Here is a 21,222-nt window from a genome sequence, read left to right on the forward strand (position 1 = left end):
ACATTGGATTTCCTGAATCGTCTACTTTTTTTGGAATTCCGTCATTTGTTTCTTCAGTTTCTGTTTCTGTTTCTTCTTCTTTTTCAGATGGTTTTAAATCATGATCTGTGAACATTGGATTTCCTGAATCGTCTACTTTTTTTGGAATTCCGTCATTTGTTTCTTCAGTTTCTGTTTCTGTTTCTTCTTCTTTTTCAGATGGTTTTAAATCATGATCTGTGAACATTGGATTTCCTGAGTTATCTACTCCTTTTGGAATTCCATCATCTGCGTAAGATCCTACTCCACCTGTTACTACAATTGCTCCTGCAAGTGCAGCCATTAATAATTTCTTATTAATTTTCATAATATCATGACAATGGAAACTTCCCTTGTATAAGGGTGGAATTTGTCTCCTCCTTTTAAATTTTTTTGCATTCAATGCTATTTAAATCAAATTCGTTTCCAAGCAATTATATTGCCATTCCTTAGTTATTGTTTACCCAAAAAGGTATTTCAACAATCGAATTTCTCCAATTTATTAAATCGGTGTTCTTGCTTCGTCCACTGTCCAAAAATTTCCCAAGTGCAATGTCCACAAGCGTTAGGTTCGGTGAATTCAACGCCTACCTTTTATTTTAGCTACTATTTCTAGTAGTTATTATCATATTTTAGTGTGTAATTATGGAAAACATTATTCAGACTTCCAAAAAAATCATCAGAATATTTGTTAATAAATATCCAAACATTTAATTTTGATAGAGTTTCCTTTATCACACTACTATATTAGTTTAAGCTCATTATACTACATAAGTTCAAATAATACAATAAGTTTACAAAAATCTTTTTGTGTATATATTTTGCAGAATAGTTATGCAATTTGTTATTCAGTATTTTTTATTCCAAAACCAACATGTAGTGTATTTGCTTTATTCCTAATCACTTATTGTGTTGTGCTTAAATATTATTACAATTATTTATTTTTTTATTATTTTATGATGTTTTGAATTTGAATTTCCGAGTGTGAACTACCAGTTTTTCTTTGGTTTATGAGCTAATTCTACGAATTTTTCTTTTCAATTTAATTATACCCCGTAACAATGGTTACGGATTATTGTAACTGTTATTAGTATAATATAATCAAAAAATGGAGGAATAGTATGTCAAGATTTTTAGGAAAAATTCATTATATAATGTTCGATAAGATAAATTACGTTGACGAGATTACACGCAAGATGAGTGAGTTGTTGGATGATATTGATTTAAAAAATATTGAACGTGGAGCCTTGGAGGATTTGATCGACACGGACAATATTCACGGATGGTTACAAGTGAGAGTAGCAATTGTGGAGGATAATTTGGCGAGGGTTTTGAGCGAGCTTAAAAAAGAAGATAGACTCGAAGATGCTCTTGAAATCGCGTATAATTTTGGCGCTAAGGAAAATTTCTCGGGTGATGCTACCTGTGCATTTCAATTAATGTCCGAGAAATTCTTGGATGGTATGCCATGTGATATGGCGAATTTGCCAGTGGAATCAAATGAAGGAGAGTTCCGTTGGCTTAAGAGAATTGATGTGCACGAACAATATTACATCTACGGAGAATCTTCTGAAGTTTACGATGAGTTTCGTCGTGCGTGGATGAATGGTTTGTTGAATAATTGTGATCTAAAATACGTCGTGGAAGACGGAGTAAATATTATAAGGTAGATTTGTGCGTTTTTGGGGTATAATTATATGTAAGATAACAACAATTGTAGGAGGTATGTTATGTATATTAGAGAAGAAGTACTTAAAAACGCAAATAATAAGGAAAAAGTTTCAGAGATTTTGGAAAATTATTTCAAAACAGATGCAAATTACGAAAACGAACACGATCGTGACGAACTTCGCCGTCGTGGCTTTGAAGAATTGAAGTTAATCGGAGAAATCCAAGTTTATCAATTGTTGATGAACTCAGATAACGATAGAAGTAAATTATAATAATCAATCCCTTGTCATGTGGCAAGGGATTTTTGTGTGTGATAAAGTATATTTTATTGAAAAAGAGTTATAATGTATGTATGAAAACTTCAAGAAAAATATACGCAATGAATTTATTTTCCAATTTAATATTTTATGCGCCTGTTGCGTTGTTGGTTAGGACGAATAGAGGAATTAGCTTGTCTCAGTTTTTTGTGTTACAAGCGATACTATCTGTTACTTGCATGATTTGTGAATTTCCTTTGGGTATGTTGACTGATAAAATCGGACTGAAAAAGTCAATAGTTCTCGCACAGTTTACTATGCTAACTGCAAGGATAATTTTACTGGTATCCAATAATTTTATGCTTTTTGCGGTGGAATCCTTGCTTGAAGGAATTGCTTTTGCATTGAATTCCGGAACAATAAGCGCCTACATATACAAGCTTTTCGGCGACGATAATTACAGTAATAATATTTCGAAGTTCTATAATTGGGGAACAATAGCTTTTATCTTATCAACCGTAATGTTTCCTTTTATTAATTCAAGATGGAACATTAACGCTTTGATTTGGGTAACCATAATTGCAAACGCAATCGCAACTATGATTTCTATTTTTATTCCAGATACCGACAACTCAATAGAAAATGAGGAACAATTTAATTTGTCAAAAACATTGAAGCTATTGGTACACGATAAAACTTTTAGAGTAATCGTGTTAATCGTGTCGTTGTTTAATTTGTCATTTTTGTTGATCAACTTCTTCTATGTAAAAGTCATAATTGACAACGGATATTCGGAAAACATAGTGTCGCCATTGATCCTAGCTTACTCAGGACTTCAACTCTCACAAACATTTATCATAAAATATCTAGGAGAACAAAAAGCATGGAACAAAGTTCGATTATTTTCAGTTATTGCATCATTGTTCTTTGCTGGATTATGTGTGATATCTGGAAAGCCTGTAGTGTTGTTAATGATTATACTTCCAACAATCTTGTCTGTCTTGGGGATATTTATTGAAAAAATCCAAAACAATTATATAGACACAATAGGCTTCAAAAATCACAGAGCAACCATGTTATCAGCATTTAGCTTCTTCGCTGATGTCTTCGAAGTAGTATTCTTGTTGGCAAACTCGTATATTTCATCGTTCAATTACAAATATATCTTCGTGTTTATAGCCGCATCACTATTGTTGAGTGCAATTATGCTTAGAAATGATAATACCGTAAAGTCTGTATCGTGATTTGTGAGTTTGGTAAGTATGATATAAATTATAAAAATCCCTTGTCAGATGGCAAGGGATTTTTGGTGTGTTTAATAGTATTAGATTTTCGTTGTTTTTTTCATTCCTTTTATTGCGTTTAGGCATTGAAGTCCGTCAGATTGTTTCGCTCTAGCACCTTCGTATTCTTTTGGTAATAAGCTAAAAAAAGCCTTCCACAGATTAACATAAAATGTGATAAATACGATGTTACGGTAAAAACTACTCACATCAGTTGAATGATTGATATCATAGATAAATGGAATCATACTTACAAATAAAATAATGTTAACAAGTGGCCCCGCTAAAAAGACAATAAAATTTCTCTTGTAATACCAATCTTCATAATCATCATCTAAGTAGCATGCTCCATCGGCGGGAATTAAATGTATTTTAAACCTTTTGGTTTTCAATATTTGTTTGCCCCTTCCGATTTCAATTCTCCATTTTTTTGATTTGTATACTACTCTATAAGCAACAGCATGTCCCATCTCATGTAAGATTTGAGAAATTTGATAAACAAAATAAGATATTACGACTATCATTAGTGTATTAAGCATTTTAACCTCGATTATGTAAAATAAAAAACAAATCAGTCTTTAATTATTTCAATTATTCTTCTTCCGTCGCTAGGAACATCTCTTTTATAATTAATTGGCAACAAAGTCCAGAAAAGTGTTGCCATATTAAATTGCAACAAAAACCTTATTGATTCTTGAAAAAGATGTGAATATCCAGCTATCATTTTCCCTTCACTTATTAATAATGGAATTGTAACAATCAGTACTATTAAATTAAATAATGGTCCACCTAATGGAATCATTATTTTTTGTAATTTGCTCTTGCTATTATAATATTCTCCATCTAACTGTGGGAGTATTTTACCAACAACAATTATAGGTCTTATAATAAGTCTTTTAGTTTCAAATAAAACCTTACCAAGTCCCATATCTATTTTCCAATCTTCACATTTAAAGAAAATAATACACATTAAAATATGTCCCATTTCATGACAAAAAACAAGTACAATTATTATCAAGTATTTAATGATTAACTCAATCATCATCGTCTCCTCCTGAGTATTTATGATTACGATTTCATTCTACCTCCCCACACTATTTTTTGTCAAGCATTTTGTGAAAAAATATGCATTCAGGGAGTGTCTATAAGTGGTATGCAATACATCTTTTTGTCAGGTACACAAATCAGATTACTGCATTTGCTAAGAATATCGTCTGGAGAAAATAACTAAAAATCCAAGCGAAGTGACCCGTCAAAAATCTCACTCGTGCCAGTCGCAGACGCACTTGAGATTTTAGGGGCATGAGCGTGAGGATTTTTTTATTTTCGTAAGCCAGATATTCGTGCAAATCAGTTTCCTGATTTATCTAGGTCTGAAACAATTTCGGCATTCAATTTGCGTAAGCCAGACGATGCGCGTTACGACTTTTATTACGTATCTTTGTGAAGCGACAAACTTTTTTGCATATCAGTGAAACAATCAGATTACTGCATTTGCTAAGAATATCGTCTGGAGAAAATAACCAAAAATCCAAGCGAAGTGACCCGTCAAAAATCTCACTCGTGCCAGTCGCAGACGCACTTGAGATTTTAGGGGCACAAGCGTGAGGATTTTTTTATTTTCGTAAGCAGATATTCGTGCAAATCAGTTTTCTGATTTCCCATAAACCTAAACAGTCTGCTCTATTGCACCAATTTTCGTAAGTGAGATTTTGCGTGTTACGACTTTTATTCCGTATTTTTTGTGTTGCGATAAATTTCCTTGTCTCAGTGTTCGTGCAAATCAGTTTTCTAAGAATTCTTCTAATTGTTGTTCTGTCATCACAACTTATATAAAAATCCTTGCCTTACTCAGACAAGGATTACTTTAATTATATTGATTTCTAATTATATTTAGAATTCTTCTACCGTCACTAGGTTCCCCTTTTTTGTAGTATATCGGCAACAATGTCCAAAAAAGCATCCCAGCATTACACTTATAGAAAAATTTGAAACAATTTATAAAAAGTTCAGAATATCCCTCAATAGCAGCTCCATTATTTAAAGCTATCGGCAAAGCTAATAGCAACACTAGAATATTAAATAACGGTCCACCTAGAGGAATCATTGTTTTCTCTAATTTACTTTTATTCATATAGTATTCTGGATCTATGTTTGGCAATATTTTACCACAAATAATGAGAGGTTTAACAATAAATCTCCTCGTTTCAAATAAAACTTTTCCAAATCCCAGCTCTACTTTCCACTCTTTGCAATTAAAGAAAATAACACACATAAGAATATGTCCCATTTCATGACAAAAAATAAGCAAAATAATTATTAAATATTTAATGATTAATTCCAATATCATTTTACACTCCATTGAATATTTTACAAAAATAGACCTCTACAGAATATAGAGATCTATTCTAAACTTTTTAAATTATGCGTGCAATTCCACTGTTTCTTCGTGGTATTTTGCTGGTAAGCTTGTTTTTTCTTTGTTCATTCCTATGAAGAAGTTAACGTTAGCTTCTTTTGATAGAACTTCCAAGTTTTCTAGGAATTCTTCTAATTGTTGTTCTGTCATTTCAACGATTGAGTAAATTCCGTCTACGTAAATTGTTTCGATGTCGAAATCTTGTGACATTATTCCTGCCAAAAATCCATACAAACTTTCTGGACTTGAGATGTGGAATGTCGATGCATCTATAAGTCTTACTGAGTGATCAAGTGAGAATATATGCTTGTCATCAGAGTCTATAAATATTATGTTACCGTTTTTGTTTTGTTTTTCGTCGTTGGCCTTATCGATCAACCATTTTGTTTTTCCGCTACCTTTAGGACCTACTACAAATTTAACCATTATTATCATCCTTTCTTAAACCATTTTAAAAAGTTTAATTTACTTTATATTATTATACCCATTCTTTTACTAAAATTATCACCTTGGAAAATATTTTCTCGTTCCATTTTTTCAATTATCATATCTTGTATTTTCCAATGACTTGTATTCCAGTTGCAAAACACGGAAGTCTCTTCGGGCATTCTGCCGACTAGGCGTTGAATGAGGATATCCTTATCCAAATATTTCAAAAATTCACAAACTTCATTCACATAAATCTCCAGTGATTTGAGTTTCACTTTTCCTTCTTCGTACCACTTCGCAAGTATTGTGTGTTTGGGAATGTACAGTGAATGGATTTTGCATTCGTCAACTTTTAATACCGACAAAAGCTTCGCAGTTTCCTTGACATCGTCCATGTCATCCCATGGAAGTGCGAGTATTACGTGTGTGCAAATTCTAAATCCGTATTCTTTTATCATCAAACAAGCACGAATGAAATCCGCGACTGTGTGTTGTCTGTTGATTATCTTCAAAGTTTTGTTGTTGGATGTTTGAAGTCCAAGCTCTATGATGATGTCGACGTTTTTTTCGTCTTGAAGTTGTTTCAATATTTCCAAATGCTCACGTGCTATACAATCCGGTCTTGTGGATACGCTGACTGCAACGACATTTTCTACAACTGCTTCGTTGACGTATTGTCTGAACAATTCAAGCGGCATATATGTGTTGGAGTAATTTTGAAAATACGATATGAATTTGTGGGCGTTGTATTTGTTTTCGATGGTTTGTTTGTCTTTTTCCAATTGTTCTGTAATTGAAAGGTGTTTTTCTTTATTTTCGAAGCTTCCACCTTCTTCGTGACAATAAATGCAACCACCATGCCCCAACCTTCCATCTCTGTTGGGACAAGTCAAATCCAGTTTTATGGGTAGTTTGTAGACTTTTTCTCCGTAATGTTCTTTTAGATATTTGCTGTAAATGTTATATCTATCAGTCATTTAGGTTGTCTCGTACGAAATCCAACACTTCTTGTGGATTTTCGTCTGGTTTTACTTTTCTGAATTCTTTGACCAAGTTCATATCCTTGTCAAATACAAACGTGCTTCTTTCTGTTTTGGTAACTTCTTTGCCGAACATTTTGCCCTTGTAAACGCAACCAAAATTGTTCAAGAATATTCTTTCTGGGTCGGATATCAATTCTTGTTTTAGCCCTTGTTTTTTTCTGAAATTTTCGTGTGTCTTTTCTGTATCCTTGCTAATTCCCACAACTTCTGTGTTAAGCTTTTGAAATTCGTCGTAAATTTCAGAAAATCCGTCTGCTTCTATTGTACATCCACTTGTGTTATCTTTTGGATAGATGTATACTACCAAGTTTTTGCCCTTGTATTTGTCATAATATTCTTCATTCAAAAATTCTTTTAAATTATTCATAATCCCTCAACTCAAATAGTTCTTCTAAAAATTTCGCCAGTCCGTCTTCTTCGTTTGTGTATTGTGTTATGATGTCTGCGTTTTGTTTCAAAATATCGTCGGAGTTTTTCATCGCAACTCCAAGCCCACTGTTCACAACCATTTCCAAATCGTTGTGCGCATCGCCAATAGCAATCACTTCGTCACTTTTTATTCCAAAATGTTCAAGCACATGAATTGCCCTTTTGTATTTGTCCGTGTTAACGTTTTGCACTTCAAGCATTCTGATGTTTTTGGAAAAATACTTCGTGTGAATGTGATATGTCACGTTAGAATTAGCCTTGATATGATCAACAATATCGTAAATACGGTCTTTTCTTGCTATCATAATCATGCTAACACAATCATCTATCGGCAAATTCCTCTCAGACACTGCCATTATCTCACCAATATCTCCCACGCTATCCTCAAAATTCTTCTTATCTTCTTCATCTTGGATAAGAAGTGCGCATTTGTTTTCCACAAAAAAATATGGTCTTATCCCATACTCCTCTGATAGAGTGCTAAGCTCATCCACCACATTGGATTCCAACTTCAAATCCTCATCCGTTGCAATATTGGAGCTACTGTGAATAATAGCTCCATTATTTGCAAGGATTATTTTGTCAAAATCTAATTTTTCGGTTAATTGCTTAGCTCTGGATAGACCTCTTCCTGTCGCAATAATAATCTTTATGCCATTGTCATAAAGTTTTTGTAAAATTTGATTACTGAAATCAGTAATTTTTTTATCATCTGTCAGAAGAGTTCCGTCCAGATCAATCATAACAGCCTTAAAATTATTCTTCATCTTCTCCTTCAAAATCCACGAAAAGAGATTCAAATGTTTCTTTTGCTTTTTCGTATTCAGCATCGTCTTCGATAACATCTAAGTTAGCTTCTTCTTCGTTGATTTCTTCGTATTTGTAAATCATAATTTCGTTGTCATCTTCAGATACAAGTGCGATGTAATCACTGTCGTAGCCTTCAACTTCGAATACTCCAAGTATTCCACATTCGATTTCGCCGCCATCTTCTAATGTTAGTACGATTGTATCTAACTCTTCTTCATCATACATTTCTTCGTTTAATTCTTCGTTTTCTAAATTTCTTTCGTCACTCATTTTTATCCTCCATTTTATAATGATTCTACTAATTTCTTCAAGAATTCGTACACCCTAGCTGTAGATTCCAAATCCAAAGTTTCTTTTGGTGTGTGAACCCCCGTCATATCTGGGCCGATGGAAATCATGTCCATGTCCGGATATTTCTTTGAAAATACTGCACACTCAAGACCTGCGTGAATAACATTCACTTGCATGTCTTTTCCTGTGACTTCCTTATAAACTTTCAAACATTTGTCTCTTAGTTCGCTATCTTCACGGTATTCCCAAGGTTCGTAGAATCCTTCAGATTTAACTATTCCATTGTTTGATTTTGTTGTATTTGTAATCAAATCTTCAATTTCTTTTATCTTATCCAAAACTGAGGATCTGATTGATACCATAAACACGAATTTGTCATCTTCTGTTTTTGCGATTGATTGGTTAAGAGAAGTTTCCACCAAATCGGCGTTTCCTTTTACCATGTCCACAACTCCGTTTGGAATTGTTGTTAGGAAATTCAAGATATGTTCAGTAGATTGTTCGTCCATTGGAGTTTTTTCATCTACTTGTTCAAACTTAAATTCCATCTTTTCTTCGACTTGTTTAAAACCATCAACGTTTATTTCGTCGTCTTTGATTTCATCTTCACTTGCAATTATAAGTTCACAATTTCTTGGGATTGCGTTGTGTTTTGTACCACCATTTAATGATACAATTCTCAAATTGTGACGTGTCGATAATTCTTTAAGGATTTTAACTGTGGATTCTATGGCGTTAAGGTGATTTTTGTTGATATCTTGACCACTGTGACCACCTCTGAAACCATTGATTGCTATCCTGTAGAAATATTTGCCGAAATCTTCGCGTTTGATTGCAAATTCAGAATTCAAAGTATTGCCACCAGCACAACCACAAGTCATGATTCCTTCTTCTTCGCTGTCAACGTTGATAAGGTATTTGCCCTTTAAGAAATCTTCACTTACGGCATTCGCACCGATAAGTCCAACTTCTTCGTTTGTCGTAATCATCAATTCCAAATCAGGATGTGACAAGTTTTCATCTTGCAAAATAGCAATTCCCATTGCGATTGCTATTCCATTGTCAGCTCCAAGTGTTGTCTTGTTGGCAGTTAATTTGCCATCTTTTTCGATAAATTCTATCGGATCTTTTGTAAAATCGTGATTGCTGTCATCTTCTTTTTCGCAAACCATGTCCATATGACCTTGCAAAATAACTCCTGGATGATCCTTTTTGTCTTCTGTTGCAGGCTTTCTGATTACGATGTTTAATTCATCGTCAACATCGTAGTCAAGCCCCAATTCTTTTGCTTTATTTACTAAGTATTCGTTAATTCTTTTTTGGTCAAATGAACAACGAGGAACATTCGACAATTCTCTAAAATTTTCTAATACTATATTTTTCATTTAATTACACCTCAAGACTTATATACCCAATAAATTAATAAAACTCACAAAAATTTTGATTTTAATTGTGGCTCAAATACGCATTTATAAATTTATCCAAATCGCCATCCAACACATCTTGCACTTGTGAACTTTCGCAGTTTGTTCGGTGATCTTTTACCAATGTGTATGGTTGAAAGACGTAGGATCTGATTTGTGATCCCCACGCTATTTGGTTGTATTTTCCTTGGATGTCTTCGATTTTTTCACGCTTTTCTTCTTCTTTTATCATTATAAGCTTGGCGATAAGCATATCCATTGCGTATTTTCTGTTCGCGATTTGCGATCTTTCTGTTTGACATTGGACTGTAACTCCAGTTGGAATGTGCGTGATTCTAACTGCGGAGTCTGTCATGTTTACGTGTTGTCCACCGGCTCCCGATGCTCTGTATGTGTCGATTTTCAAATCTTTGTCGTCGATTTGAATGTCGTGATTGTCCTTTATTTCTGGGAATACGTCCACCGATGCAAATGATGTGTGGCGGCGTTTTTGTTGGTCAAACGGAGAAATCCTGACAAGTCTGTGGACTCCTTTTTCGCTTTTCAAAAATCCATACGCGTTAATTCCTTGCACGATTAGTGATACGGATTTGATGCCGCCTTCTGTGTCTTGGTTGTAGTCGGTGATTTTGTAGGAATATTTCTTGTCTGCAATCCACCTCGTGTACATTCTCAGTAACATTTCCGCCCAATCTTGTGCTTCAGTCCCACCTGCACCTGCGTGAATTGACATTATCGCATTATTTCTGTCGTATTCTCCCACCAAGAGAGTTTTGATTTTGAATTCGTCGACATTTTTTTCCAAATTTTTGAGCGTCTTGGAGATTTCTTTCTCGTATTCTTCGGTGTTGTCTTCCTTGCTGATTTCAAGCATCATCTTGACTTCTTCGATTTTTTCTTCGATGTCATCGTAGTTTTCGACATCGTCTTTTACAGAATTTAATTCGTCAAATATTTCTTGTGCCTTGTCGCTGTCATCCCAAAATCCCGGTTTCAATGTTTCTTGTTGCAATTCATCTAATTTTTTTCTTAAATTTTCTAAGTCAAAGAGACTCCTTTATTTCTTTTAGATTTTGAGATAAATTTTCTATTTTTTCGTTAATTAAAAATACGTCCATTTTTATCCTCCAATTGCATATATTTTTTGAACAAAAAAGGAGGATTTCTCCTCCTTTGTGTTTGTATTTGTTTTTATTTATTATCTGTTTTTACCACAGCAGTTTTTGTATTTCTTACCACTTCCGCATGGACATGGATCGTTTCTACCGATTTTCTTACCTTTAACTACTGGTTTGTTAATTTCTTCTTCTCCACCTGTTGCTGATGTTTCGTGAGCTACTTGTTTTCTTTCGATTTCTTCAACTGGTTGAACGTTGAACATTCCTCTAACTGTGTCTTCTTTGATAGAGTGGTTCATATCTTCAAACATTTCGAAACCTTCGTTGTTGTAAGCTCTTACTGGGTCTTGTTGACCAAATGCTCTTAGACCGATACCTTGACGCAATTGATCCATCGCATCAATGTGATCCATCCATTTTCTATCTACAACCATAAGAAGAATTACACGTTCGATTTCTCTGAATTTTTCTTTGCCGATGGCTTCTTCTTTTGCATTGTAAACTTCCAACGCTTTTTGAATTACATAATCTGTGAAAGTTTTCTTGTTGTAGCTGTTGAGTCTTGTAAGATCCAAAGTTCCTTCTGGAATGAATGTGTTAAGGTAAGTCATCAATGCTTCCATTTCCCAATTTTCTGATTTAGGATCTTGGCAATATGTGTCGATAGCATTTGAAATGATGTCCTTGATCATAGCAACGATAGATTCGTGCATGTCTTCACCATCAAGCACTTTATCTCTTTCAGTATAAATTACTTTACGTTGTGCATTCATAACGTCGTCGTATTTCAATACGTTCTTTCTGATACCAAAGTTATTAGATTCAACTTTTGTTTGCGCTCTTTCGATTGCTTTAGTAATTGTTCTGAATTCCATTGGTTCGTCTTCTGGGAACTTGCCAGATTCAGCGTATTTTTGGATAGTTTCTCCACCGAACAATCTCATTAAGTTGTCACCCAATGATACGAAAAATCTTGATCTACCAGGGTCACCTTGACGGCCAGAACGACCACGCAATTGGTTGTCGATACGACGTGATTCGTGACGTTCCGTACCGATAATATATAATCCACCGACTTCAAGAACTTTCTTCTTGTTTTCGTCAGTCATTTTCTTGTATTTTTTGTGCAATTCGTTGTAAACATTTCTTGCTGCAACTAATTCTTCATCTGTGCTTGGTAAGAATGAATCCAAACTTTCGATTACATAATCTCCGTAACCTTGTTTTTTCATGTCGTGTTTTGCCATGAAATCTGGGTTACCGCCTAAAAGAATGTCGGTACCACGGCCTGCCATGTTTGTTGCGATAGTAACTTTGTCAAACATACCTGCTTGTGCTACGATTTCTGCTTCACGTTCGTGTTGCTTAGCGTTCAATACGTCGTGTTTGATTCCATTTTTCTTCAACAAGTTGGACAATCTTTCTGAAACTTCAATTGAAATTGTACCAACTAGAATTGGTTGACCAGTCTTGTGAATTTCTTTTATTTCTTCAACGATTGCGTTGAATTTTGCATTTTCGTTGATGTAAACTCTGTCTTGTTCGTCAACTCTGGCTACTGGTTTGTTAGTAGGAATTTCAACAACGTCCATCTTGTAGATTTCATTGAATTCTGCTTCTTCAGTCTTGGCAGTACCAGTCATACCACTTAATTTGTTGTACATTCTGAAGTAATTTTGGAATGTAACTGTTGCCAAAGTTTTGGATTCGCTCTTAACTTCTACGCCTTCTTTTGCTTCGATAGCTTGGTGAAGGCCGTCAGAATATCTTCTACCTTCCATGATACGACCAGTAAATTCATCAACGATAAGAATTTCATCGTCTTTTACTACGTAATCAATATCACGTTTCATCGTATTGTTAGCCTTCAAAGCTTGATTGATGTGGTGAGCTAATTCCATGTTATTAGGGTCAGACAAATTTTCTACGCCGAAATATTCTTCAGCTTTTCTAGTACCAACTTCTGTAAGACTGGCAGTTTTTCTCTTTTCGTCAACCAAGAAATCAACAGTTTCATCCTTGAATTCACGATCGAAAATATCTGGCTTGTCTTCTTCTGGATCCATAATACGTCCAGTCAAACCATTAGCAAACATATTTGCTCTCATGTACATATCTGTAGATTCGTCGCCTTGACCAGAAATAATAAGTGGAGTTCTAGCTTCATCTATTAAGATAGAGTCTACTTCGTCCACGATTGCAAAGTTAAGGCCTCTTTGAACCTTGTCTTTTTTGTAAATAACCATGTTGTCACGCAAATAATCGAAACCGTATTGGTTATTAGTACCGTAAGTAATATCACAAGCGTAGTTTTCACGTCTTTCATCATTGTCCAAACCATAAACGATAACGCCTACAGTTAATCCCAAAAATTCGTGAACTTTTCCCATCCATTCCTTATCTCTCTTTGCAAGATAATCATTGACAGTAACCACGTGAACGCCCTTACCACTAAGCGCATTCAAATATGCAGGTAAAGTTGCAACCAAAGTCTTACCTTCACCAGTTTTCATTTCTGCAATTCTACCTTGGTGTAATACAACACCACCGATTAATTGCACACGATATTGTTTCATACCCAAAACTCTGTAGCTGGCTTCTCTAACTACAGCAAAAGCTTCTGGCAAAATATCGTCCAAAGTTTCTCCGTTTTTTAATCTTTCCTTGAATTCAACAGTTTTATGCTTTAATTCATCATCTGATAATTGTTGCATAGACTTATCATATGATTCAATTTTTTTAATAATTGGTTCTATTTTCTTTAGCTCTTTTTTATTAGCTGAGCCAAAAATAGATTCAAATACTCCCATATAAATCTCCTTACTTTAATATCTATAAATACTACCTTTTATTTTAACATGTAAACACATCATTTACAACAAAAACATCAACATTTAAAGGAAATCACTTATAAAATTTTCAATAAATTACAGAGCATATAATTTTAGGTGTAATTCATTCCTCTCTCCTCGTTTAAGTTAAATTACACTCTGTAATTCTTCGAAAACCTTCAAGCAATTGAGTTGAATATCCTCAATTTATGTAAACAGTCAAGCCTTTTTGCTAAGAATATCATACGGAAAAAATATGTATAAATTCAAGTGAAGTGAACCGTTAAAAAATTGTGCTGTCTGAGTGCGTAGCACGAGTTCACAATTTTAGGTTCACAAGCTTAGAATTTATTTATTTTTGTAGTCTAGATATTCGTGCAAAATGCTTGATCTGTGTTGTGTCTGAATAAGATTATTAAATTTTCACCAAGATATTCGTGCGCGATTGTTGCCGTAGCCTAGATATTCGTGCATGATGATTTTTCAATCACAGGACTAAAAAAAGAGCCCACATTTGTGAGCTCTTGTGTTTATTAAAGTATTGAAAATCCTAATTCTTTTGAGTCTTTGCAGAATGTTTTCACTGTATCTAGTGAGTATTCGTTCAAATCTTTTCCCATCAATGAAAGTTTCTTGATGATTGCAGGAGTACATGTGATGATGTCTACTCCCAATTCATTTGCTTGGTAAATGTTGAACACTTCTCTTGGAGATGCCCACAACAATTCGCAACCTTTTTTAGTTTTGCAAATTTCCAAAGCTTCTTTCATGATTGGCATTGGATCAACCCCTGTGTCTGCAATTCTTCCAGCAAATACTGAAACAATGCTTGGAACATTTTCAGTCAAGTTGTCTACAACTTCTCTTACTTGATCCACTGTGAAGATTGCTGTAACGTTGAGTTTGATTCCTTTTGAACTAAGTTTTTTCAATAATGGAGCAGTTGATGTTCCATCGCTTGTAGTTACTGGAATTTTGACGTAAACATTGTCGCCTAGTGATGCGATTTTTTCTGCTTCTTTTTCCATAGTTTCCAAATCATCTGCGAATACTTCAAATGATACTGGATATTCTGTAATCTCAGCTAGAACTTTCTTGGCAAATTCAACGTAATCAGTGATTCCAGCTTTTTTCATCAATGATGGGTTAGTTGTGAATCCCGTTACTTTTTTTGATGCCAATGATTCTAACATGTCTTCTAATACTGCACCGTCTGAGTAAATTTTTGTGTTAATTTTATCCATTTCAACCTCTTTCTTGTGTAGTTCAAATTATTGTTCGTTGTTAATTGCTGTGTCTTTCTTAGTGATAATTGAAGGAGCTATTAAAACTACTGCCAAAACAGCGATAATAATATAAACTCCGACATTACCCATAGCGTTACCGATCTTTCCTAATAATATTCCCAAAACTCCGAAGTCAAAATCTCCGAATGTTGTATTATTGAATCCTAATTGTCCTAAAACTGGAAGTAAGAATGCTGGAAGGAATGCCAAAAATAATCCGTTGATGAATGAACCTATCATAGCTCCTCTTCTACCACCAGTTGCATTACCGTAAATACCAGCAGTTGCACCGCAGAAGAAGTGAGGAACAAGTCCTGGAATAATTAATACTCCACCGATAGCTCCCAAAATAAACATACCGATCAATCCGCCTACAAAACTACATGCAAATCCCAAAATAACTGCTGTTGGTGCGTATGGGAAGAATACTGCACAGTCAACTGCAGGAACAGAGTTAGGAATAAGTTTTGTAGCAATTCCTTCGAATGCAGGAATTAAATCTGCCAAAATCATTCTAACACCGGCATATACGATTGCTACACCAACTGCGAAGTTTAATGCAGAGATGATTGCAAACAAATATGGGTTTTGTCCGTTAGACATTTTGCCAACGAAATCTGGACCAGCTTTGATACTTGCGATTAAATAGAACACAATCATTGTCAACGCTGTTGAAATTGTAGTGTTTCTCAAGAAACCCCATTTTTCTGGAATTTCGATATCTTCAGTTGATTTGGAATCTTTTCCAACTAATGAACCGATAAAAGCTGACAAATAATATCCCAATGATCCGAAGTGACCAAGTGCGATTTCGTCTCCGTCAGTAGCTTTCAAAGTGTATTTTTGTCCGATTGCTGGAGAGATAGAACTCCATGCTCCCAATATAAATCCACCAGCCAACACCAAAGCCACGCCTTTAAATCCGATCGCTCCTAATGTTGCTGACAATAGACATGCCATGAAAAAGCTGTGGTGACCAGTCAAGAAAATGTATTTGTATCTTGTAAATCTTGCTATTAATAAGTTAAAAATAAGTCCTACTAACAAAATTGACATTGTTTCAACGCCCAAAACTTTTTGAGCAACAGATGTGATAGCTTCATTATTAGGAACAACACCTGTTATGTTGAATCCGTGTTGAATCATTTGACTTAATGGATCCAAGTTAGTTGTAATAACATTCGCACCTGCAGCCAACATTAAATATCCCAAAATAGGACCTAATGTACCAGTCATAACCTTGTGAGCTGGTTTTTTAAGTGCGATAAGTCCTACCATTGCGATAAGCCCCATCAAAAACGCAGGTTCAGATAGAATGTCTTTTAAAACATTTAGAAATCCCATAAATTCCTCCTAATTTTTTAAATTATTTTATTTGAATTCTTCTAATACAGGAACTAAATCTTCTTCGATTTTCTTTCTATTTGTGTAGCTTTTTACTATGGCTACTTTTTGATCGTCTGAAAAAATCGACTTAAATTCCTTAACAGTTACAAAAAGGTCAGCGCCTTTTCCTACTGCTGCGTTAGAATCACAAGATTCAACGTTCGCTTCAATTCCCATTTCCTTGCAAATAGCTTCCACCTTCATTTTCAAAAGAAGACTACTTCCAATTCCATTACCACATACAGTAACAATATTAATCATCATTTCCCTCCTCTAATTTTTTATTAATAATATCCAACATTTCGTCCTCAGATTTTGCGTCGATAAGCTCATCTGTGATTTCGTCCGAATCCAAAAGCACTGCCAACTGTTGAAGTGCTACAATGTGTGATGAAGAATCCACAGCTGCTAAGCAGAACAAAATTCTAACCCAGTTGTCTTCATCTTCTTCATCGTTTCTAAAATTTACAGGCTCATTTAATTTTGTCAAACTAATAGCCATTTTGTCTACATTGCTGTTTGGTCGTGCGTGAGGAACTGCAATGTTCGGAGCAAGCACAATGTATGGGCCAGCATCCTCAACGCTTTTTATCATGTCTTCTACATATTGTTCATTAATGTAATCATTATCCAACAAACTTTTTGCTGCAATTCTTATTGCATCCTTCCAATCATTTGCATGATCTTCAATTCGTATCAATTCTTTTTTTATTAAATCGCTCAAACTATCACCTCTTTACAAAAAATATTGATTAACAAAAGTATTGTTAACCTTATTTTACCATATATTCACATTAGATTATATATGCGTTTCAAAAAATTTTGCCAATTTAAAGGATTAAACTACCAATCAAAATTATTACCGGCAAAGTCACCACCGAAAATATCGTCGACAAACACAAAGCCCTAGAAGGAAAATCCGTAGATTTATTAAACATCAAACAGAAAAGCACACTCACACCTGCAATAGGAGCTGATGCCATCGCCAACGTCGCAATCTTTGCATCTGTTTTCATCGGAATAATTAACAAAATTGCGATATAAATCAAAGGAAACAAAATATTTCTGATAAAAGAAACTTCCCACGCCATTTTATCCCTGTGAAAGGGCTCAGTAATACTCACGAAATTTGCGCCGATAATTATCATACTAAGAGGAGTATTCATACTAGCCAAATAATAAACAGGTTTTGTCACAACATTCGGCATTTTGTAAATTACTCCGAAGAAAAACAAAACAAACCCCAAAACAGAAGAAATAATACATGGATTTTTCACGACCTTATTCCATTGAATTTTCCCGTTTCCAGTCATTTCGTACAAACCAATCCCGTGACTCCACAACAAAATATTGAACACCGCCAAATAAGGAATTGCAAAAAAAGTTCCATCAGCACCAAGCAATGCTTCAATCAAAGGAATCCCCATGAAACCACAATTGCTATACACAGATGCAAACTTGTACGTACTTATGTTTTCGTTCTTAGAAAATCTATCGAATTTGAACAAAAAATGAGAAATCAAAATAGATGAACCCATCAAAACCACCGCAGCAAAGGCAGTCATACCAAAATTATTCAAAAGCACTGGCGTAACAGGTCTATTAAACGCGTTGATAATAACACTTGACCCCACAACATACATTACAAACCCAGTCATTTCTCTGATAGTTTCTCTACTGAAAAACCCCGTTTTCGCAAAAATGTAGCCCATCGCCATGAACACAAACATAATCAAAATCTGCTGCAACGTAACTAAAAAAATAAAAAACCACTCCTTAATACTCAATTATTTTATTATACCATCATTGTGAAAAATTTCTAGTAGTAGTTTAGGGAGTTTATGCGTGAAATGAGGGATTGATTGTAGTAGGTAGTTTCATAAAAAAAGAAAGCAGAAAACCAGTTTGCACGAATATCTAGACTACGAACGAATAAAACCACAAAAACTCGTAAATCGCTCATCTGTCTACAAAAATTGATAAATTCTAATCTCGAAATCCTAAAATTTGAAGCACGCTTCGCTTACGCGGTCAAATTTTGGACGGATTTCTTCGATTGAATTTAAAACAATTTTTTTCGAATGATTCGCTCCTTTACGATGTTTTTTGTTTTGTAATATCAAATTTCTTGTAAAGATTAGTTTTCTGCTTTTGTTTTCTGAAGTCACCTCTTACTACACACCCCAGCTCCAATCAAAAAAACAACATCACTCATCAAAAAATCCATCGCATAAATCTTTGAATAAAATTTAATGCAATGGATTGATGTGTTATTAATTATTTACTATAAATCTTTCTGTCTAAATTTTCGAACAGAAATATAAATTATTAAACTTATACATACTGCGAATACGACTAATTGAATCATTATAGTTTCTGGATTTATGACATTATCTGATTTTAAATTAAAATATCCTATGATAAACTTGTCTATTGTTTTCGCTCTGGTTAATAGCGATGTAACAACATATAACCCCATCGAACTTAATGTTCCGATTATCGCTCCTTTATCGATGGAAACTAACATCGCCGAGATTACCATAAAATAAACTTCTAAAAACCCAAACAATACTTGAACTAAAATCTCGAAGTTATCTTTAGTAAACAAATTGCCACTTACAGCATAATTTGTCCCCTTCACAAAAATTAAATAAGCTAAAACATTGAATGCTATATTAGTGATGAAATAAAAAAGAGTCATGCAAATCATAGATATAAATTTCCCGCAGATAAGTTTTTTTCTGTCTGCTACAGGAGCTACTTCCAGAATGATTTGACCTTTTTGAATTTCATCTCCTAAAATTTTCGATCCAGCATACATCAAAATTATCATTGGAACTCCCAATATGAAGTACAATTGCCATATTGAAAATACGTATCTGCATATGTCAAATTGACCTTTAAAAGTCACAAAACTCCATCCAAATTTAACACCAGCTCCATATAATATGGAAACAAGATTCAATAATAAAATCAACAAGAAAGCCTTGCTCTTTTTAAGCTTGAATAATTCTGCTTTAACTATTTTTTTCATTTTGCACCTCATCAAATAACTTGTTTATAGAATCAGATTCAATTAAAATGTCCTTTATCTCAATATTTTTATCCGCCAATATCTTAAAGGTTTTGTTTAATTGATTTTTATCACTTACAAGTATTTTATTGTCTTTTAAGACAATGTTCTTGTCATTTATTTCTAAGTTTGGTGTTTTGTTTGAAATTTCTATTATAAACATTTTTTCTTTGTTTAAGTTGTGATTTCTTATCTTTTTGTTTTCCAAGAATAAAAACCTATCACATAATTCGTCTATTTCCTTCATTTGATGCGAAGAAATCAGAAGTGCAATCTCTTCTTTTTCAACAATCTCTTTAATAAATTTCTTCACCCCATTTATACCGTTCGGATCAAGTCCAACAAACGGCTCATCTAATATAAGCAACTTCACATCTCCAAGTAGCGCCAAAGTTAGACTTAGTCTTTGTTTCATCCCAAACGAATAATCAGACACCTTTTTCTTGACACCTTTTAGCCCCACAAGTTCTAATAAATAGTTAGCTCTATCCCAAGTTTCTTTTTCATTTTTCAAATTTCTGTAAAGAATTTGAATTTGAATATTTTCCTCTGCTGTTAAATTCTCATAAAGTCTTGTGTCGACCAAAAATCCTATCTTACTCATTAATTCATGTTTATTGCTATAAGATTGATCGTTTAAAAATTTTACCTCGCCACTATCTTTAAAAATAAATCCCAATATCGTCTTCATCAAAGTTGTTTTCCCTGCTCCATTTGTCCCTACTAAACCCACAATCTCTTTAGGTTTAAGACTAAAATTCACATCATCTAAAATCAACACATCTTTGTAAGACTTCCTTAAATTATTAATCTCTAAAATATTTTCCATATAATTCTCCAAAATTTCTATAAAAATAACCCTGTTTTTCCAATAATTCTTCCAAGTTTCCGTTTTCTACAATCTCTCCATCATCCATGCAGATTATTTCATCTGCTTTAACTAAATTATGATAATTAATCTTATGAGTAACCATGACGATGGTTTTGTCTTTCAAATCAAAAATTCTATCCTCTAAAATTTTTGAACTAGTAGAATCAAGAGACGAGTTCAATTCGTCTAATAGAATTACATCTGTATCATTAAGAATTGCTCTTGCAAGACCAATTTTCTTCCTTTCACCACCTGACAAGGTATCCTGCAAGTTTGAATTTTCGTTCATCTTTCTGTCTTTTAAACTATCGAGCAGAGAGAATTCTATTGCTTTATTTGTTTCTTCATCAGAATACTCGTTGTATAAGGTAATGTTATTTTTCAATGTATCGTTGAATATAAATGTTTCTTGGGATACAAAAGAAATCATCTGCGATATGTTCTTATGAATTGAGTACTCACTTTCATTTAGGTACAGATTTCCAGAAGTATTTGATAAAATATTTGCCAAAATTTTTAGCAATGTCGATTTACCCTACAATGTCAAGCAATTGTTACATAAAATTAGACGATATTTCTATCG

23 protein-coding genes are annotated in these 21,222 nt (G+C 34.0%); 3 read left to right on the forward strand and 20 right to left on the reverse strand.

The features are described from left to right. On the reverse strand, window positions 1-346 hold a 346-nt coding region (locus tag ACU68W_RS02350), incomplete at its 3' end, for a hypothetical protein (RefSeq protein ID WP_446756047.1). Window positions 347-1,139: 793 nt separating this feature from the next. Here ACU68W_RS02350 and ACU68W_RS02355 point away from each other — a divergent pair. The 3 genes from ACU68W_RS02355 to ACU68W_RS02365 all read left to right on the forward strand — a co-directional run bounded on the left by ACU68W_RS02355 (window position 1,140) and on the right by ACU68W_RS02365 (window position 3,190). Further along, window positions 1,140-1,688: a hypothetical protein gene (locus ACU68W_RS02355; protein ID WP_311437624.1), complete on the forward strand. Its 549-nt coding sequence runs from the start codon at window positions 1,140-1,142 to the stop codon at window positions 1,686-1,688. A gap of 60 nt (window positions 1,689-1,748) precedes the next feature. After that, entirely contained in the window at window positions 1,749-1,961 is a 213-nt protein-coding gene (locus ACU68W_RS02360) for a hypothetical protein (protein ID WP_094204433.1), read from the forward strand. 80 nt (window positions 1,962-2,041) lie between these two features. Further along, window positions 2,042-3,190, forward strand: a complete 1,149-nt coding sequence (locus tag ACU68W_RS02365) for an MFS transporter (RefSeq protein WP_311437625.1) — start codon at window positions 2,042-2,044, stop codon at window positions 3,188-3,190. An 80-nt stretch (window positions 3,191-3,270) separates the two neighbouring features. Here the strand turns inward: ACU68W_RS02365 and ACU68W_RS02370 are convergent, their stop codons facing one another. From ACU68W_RS02370 to ACU68W_RS02460, 19 genes are all read right to left on the reverse strand, one after another. Beyond that, the gene (locus ACU68W_RS02370) at window positions 3,271-3,768 is read right to left on the reverse strand and encodes a M50 family metallopeptidase (RefSeq protein ID WP_311437626.1); all 498 of its coding nucleotides are present in this window, start codon (window positions 3,766-3,768) and stop codon (window positions 3,271-3,273) included. A gap of 32 nt (window positions 3,769-3,800) precedes the next feature. Then, window positions 3,801-4,274, reverse strand: a complete 474-nt coding sequence (locus ACU68W_RS02375; RefSeq protein ID WP_278731750.1) for a site-2 protease family protein — start codon at window positions 4,272-4,274, stop codon at window positions 3,801-3,803. A gap of 822 nt (window positions 4,275-5,096) precedes the next feature. Beyond that, the gene (locus tag ACU68W_RS02380; RefSeq protein ID WP_094223936.1) at window positions 5,097-5,579 is read right to left on the reverse strand and encodes a site-2 protease family protein; all 483 of its coding nucleotides are present in this window, start codon (window positions 5,577-5,579) and stop codon (window positions 5,097-5,099) included. A 72-nt stretch (window positions 5,580-5,651) separates the two neighbouring features. Then, entirely contained in the window at window positions 5,652-6,074 is a 423-nt protein-coding gene (locus tag ACU68W_RS02385; RefSeq protein WP_035109434.1) for an ATP-binding protein, read from the reverse strand. Between the two features lie 44 nt (window positions 6,075-6,118). Then, entirely contained in the window at window positions 6,119-7,054 is a 936-nt protein-coding gene (locus ACU68W_RS02390; protein WP_446756048.1) for a TIGR01212 family radical SAM protein, read from the reverse strand. Continuing rightward, window positions 7,047-7,487, reverse strand: coding sequence for a peroxiredoxin (locus tag ACU68W_RS02395; protein ID WP_094207729.1), 441 nt, complete (start codon window positions 7,485-7,487; stop codon window positions 7,047-7,049). Before ACU68W_RS02395 ends, ACU68W_RS02390 begins: the two co-directional genes overlap by 8 nt. Then, window positions 7,480-8,316 carry a Cof-type HAD-IIB family hydrolase gene (locus ACU68W_RS02400; RefSeq protein WP_446756049.1) on the reverse strand — a complete coding sequence of 279 codons (837 nt, stop codon included), beginning with the start codon at window positions 8,314-8,316 and terminating at the stop codon, window positions 7,480-7,482. Before ACU68W_RS02400 ends, ACU68W_RS02395 begins: the two co-directional genes overlap by 8 nt. Beyond that, window positions 8,306-8,629 (reverse strand): DUF1292 domain-containing protein, encoded by a 324-nt coding sequence (locus ACU68W_RS02405; RefSeq protein WP_002836077.1) that lies wholly within the window; start codon window positions 8,627-8,629, stop codon window positions 8,306-8,308. Before ACU68W_RS02405 ends, ACU68W_RS02400 begins: the two co-directional genes overlap by 11 nt. A gap of 14 nt (window positions 8,630-8,643) precedes the next feature. Further along, complete coding sequence (gene pepD / locus ACU68W_RS02410) at window positions 8,644-10,035, reverse strand: beta-Ala-His dipeptidase (protein WP_446756050.1); 1,392 nt, start codon at window positions 10,033-10,035, stop codon at window positions 8,644-8,646. A gap of 61 nt (window positions 10,036-10,096) precedes the next feature. Beyond that, window positions 10,097-11,192, reverse strand: a protein-coding gene (prfB, locus tag ACU68W_RS02415) for a peptide chain release factor 2 (RefSeq protein ID WP_374047978.1) whose coding sequence is annotated in 2 segments (ribosomal slippage) — window positions 10,097-11,119 and window positions 11,121-11,192 — 1,095 coding nt in all. Because the reading frame shifts where the segments join, the coding sequence is not laid out codon by codon here. A gap of 80 nt (window positions 11,193-11,272) precedes the next feature. Next, the gene (gene secA / locus ACU68W_RS02420) at window positions 11,273-14,002 is read right to left on the reverse strand and encodes a preprotein translocase subunit SecA (protein ID WP_002840721.1); all 2,730 of its coding nucleotides are present in this window, start codon (window positions 14,000-14,002) and stop codon (window positions 11,273-11,275) included. 554 nt (window positions 14,003-14,556) lie between these two features. Continuing rightward, on the reverse strand, window positions 14,557-15,267 hold the full coding sequence (locus ACU68W_RS02425; protein ID WP_446756051.1) for a transaldolase: 711 nt from the start codon (window positions 15,265-15,267) through the stop codon (window positions 14,557-14,559). A gap of 27 nt (window positions 15,268-15,294) precedes the next feature. Beyond that, window positions 15,295-16,653, reverse strand: coding sequence for a PTS ascorbate transporter subunit IIC (locus ACU68W_RS02430; RefSeq protein ID WP_094206392.1), 1,359 nt, complete (start codon window positions 16,651-16,653; stop codon window positions 15,295-15,297). 27 nt (window positions 16,654-16,680) lie between these two features. Then, window positions 16,681-16,956 (reverse strand): PTS sugar transporter subunit IIB, encoded by a 276-nt coding sequence (locus tag ACU68W_RS02435; protein ID WP_002838763.1) that lies wholly within the window; start codon window positions 16,954-16,956, stop codon window positions 16,681-16,683. Further along, a complete protein-coding gene (locus ACU68W_RS02440) occupies window positions 16,949-17,419 on the reverse strand; it encodes a PTS sugar transporter subunit IIA (protein ID WP_094223945.1) in 471 nt (156 codons plus the stop codon). The genes ACU68W_RS02435 and ACU68W_RS02440 overlap by 8 nt, the downstream gene beginning before the upstream one ends. Before the next feature lie 106 nt (window positions 17,420-17,525). Further along, complete coding sequence (locus ACU68W_RS02445; protein ID WP_275542321.1) at window positions 17,526-18,431, reverse strand: AEC family transporter; 906 nt, start codon at window positions 18,429-18,431, stop codon at window positions 17,526-17,528. Window positions 18,432-18,979: 548 nt separating this feature from the next. Then, window positions 18,980-19,729 (reverse strand): ABC transporter permease, encoded by a 750-nt coding sequence (locus tag ACU68W_RS02450; protein WP_446756052.1) that lies wholly within the window; start codon window positions 19,727-19,729, stop codon window positions 18,980-18,982. Then, window positions 19,713-20,597, reverse strand: coding sequence for an ABC transporter ATP-binding protein (locus ACU68W_RS02455; RefSeq protein ID WP_446756053.1), 885 nt, complete (start codon window positions 20,595-20,597; stop codon window positions 19,713-19,715). The genes ACU68W_RS02450 and ACU68W_RS02455 overlap by 17 nt, the downstream gene beginning before the upstream one ends. Continuing rightward, window positions 20,575-21,162: an ATP-binding cassette domain-containing protein gene (locus tag ACU68W_RS02460; protein WP_446756054.1), complete on the reverse strand. Its 588-nt coding sequence runs from the start codon at window positions 21,160-21,162 to the stop codon at window positions 20,575-20,577. The genes ACU68W_RS02455 and ACU68W_RS02460 overlap by 23 nt, the downstream gene beginning before the upstream one ends. Window positions 21,163-21,222: the final 60 nt, after the last annotated feature.

This window comes from Finegoldia sp. P2-F-LR (assembly GCF_052932265.1).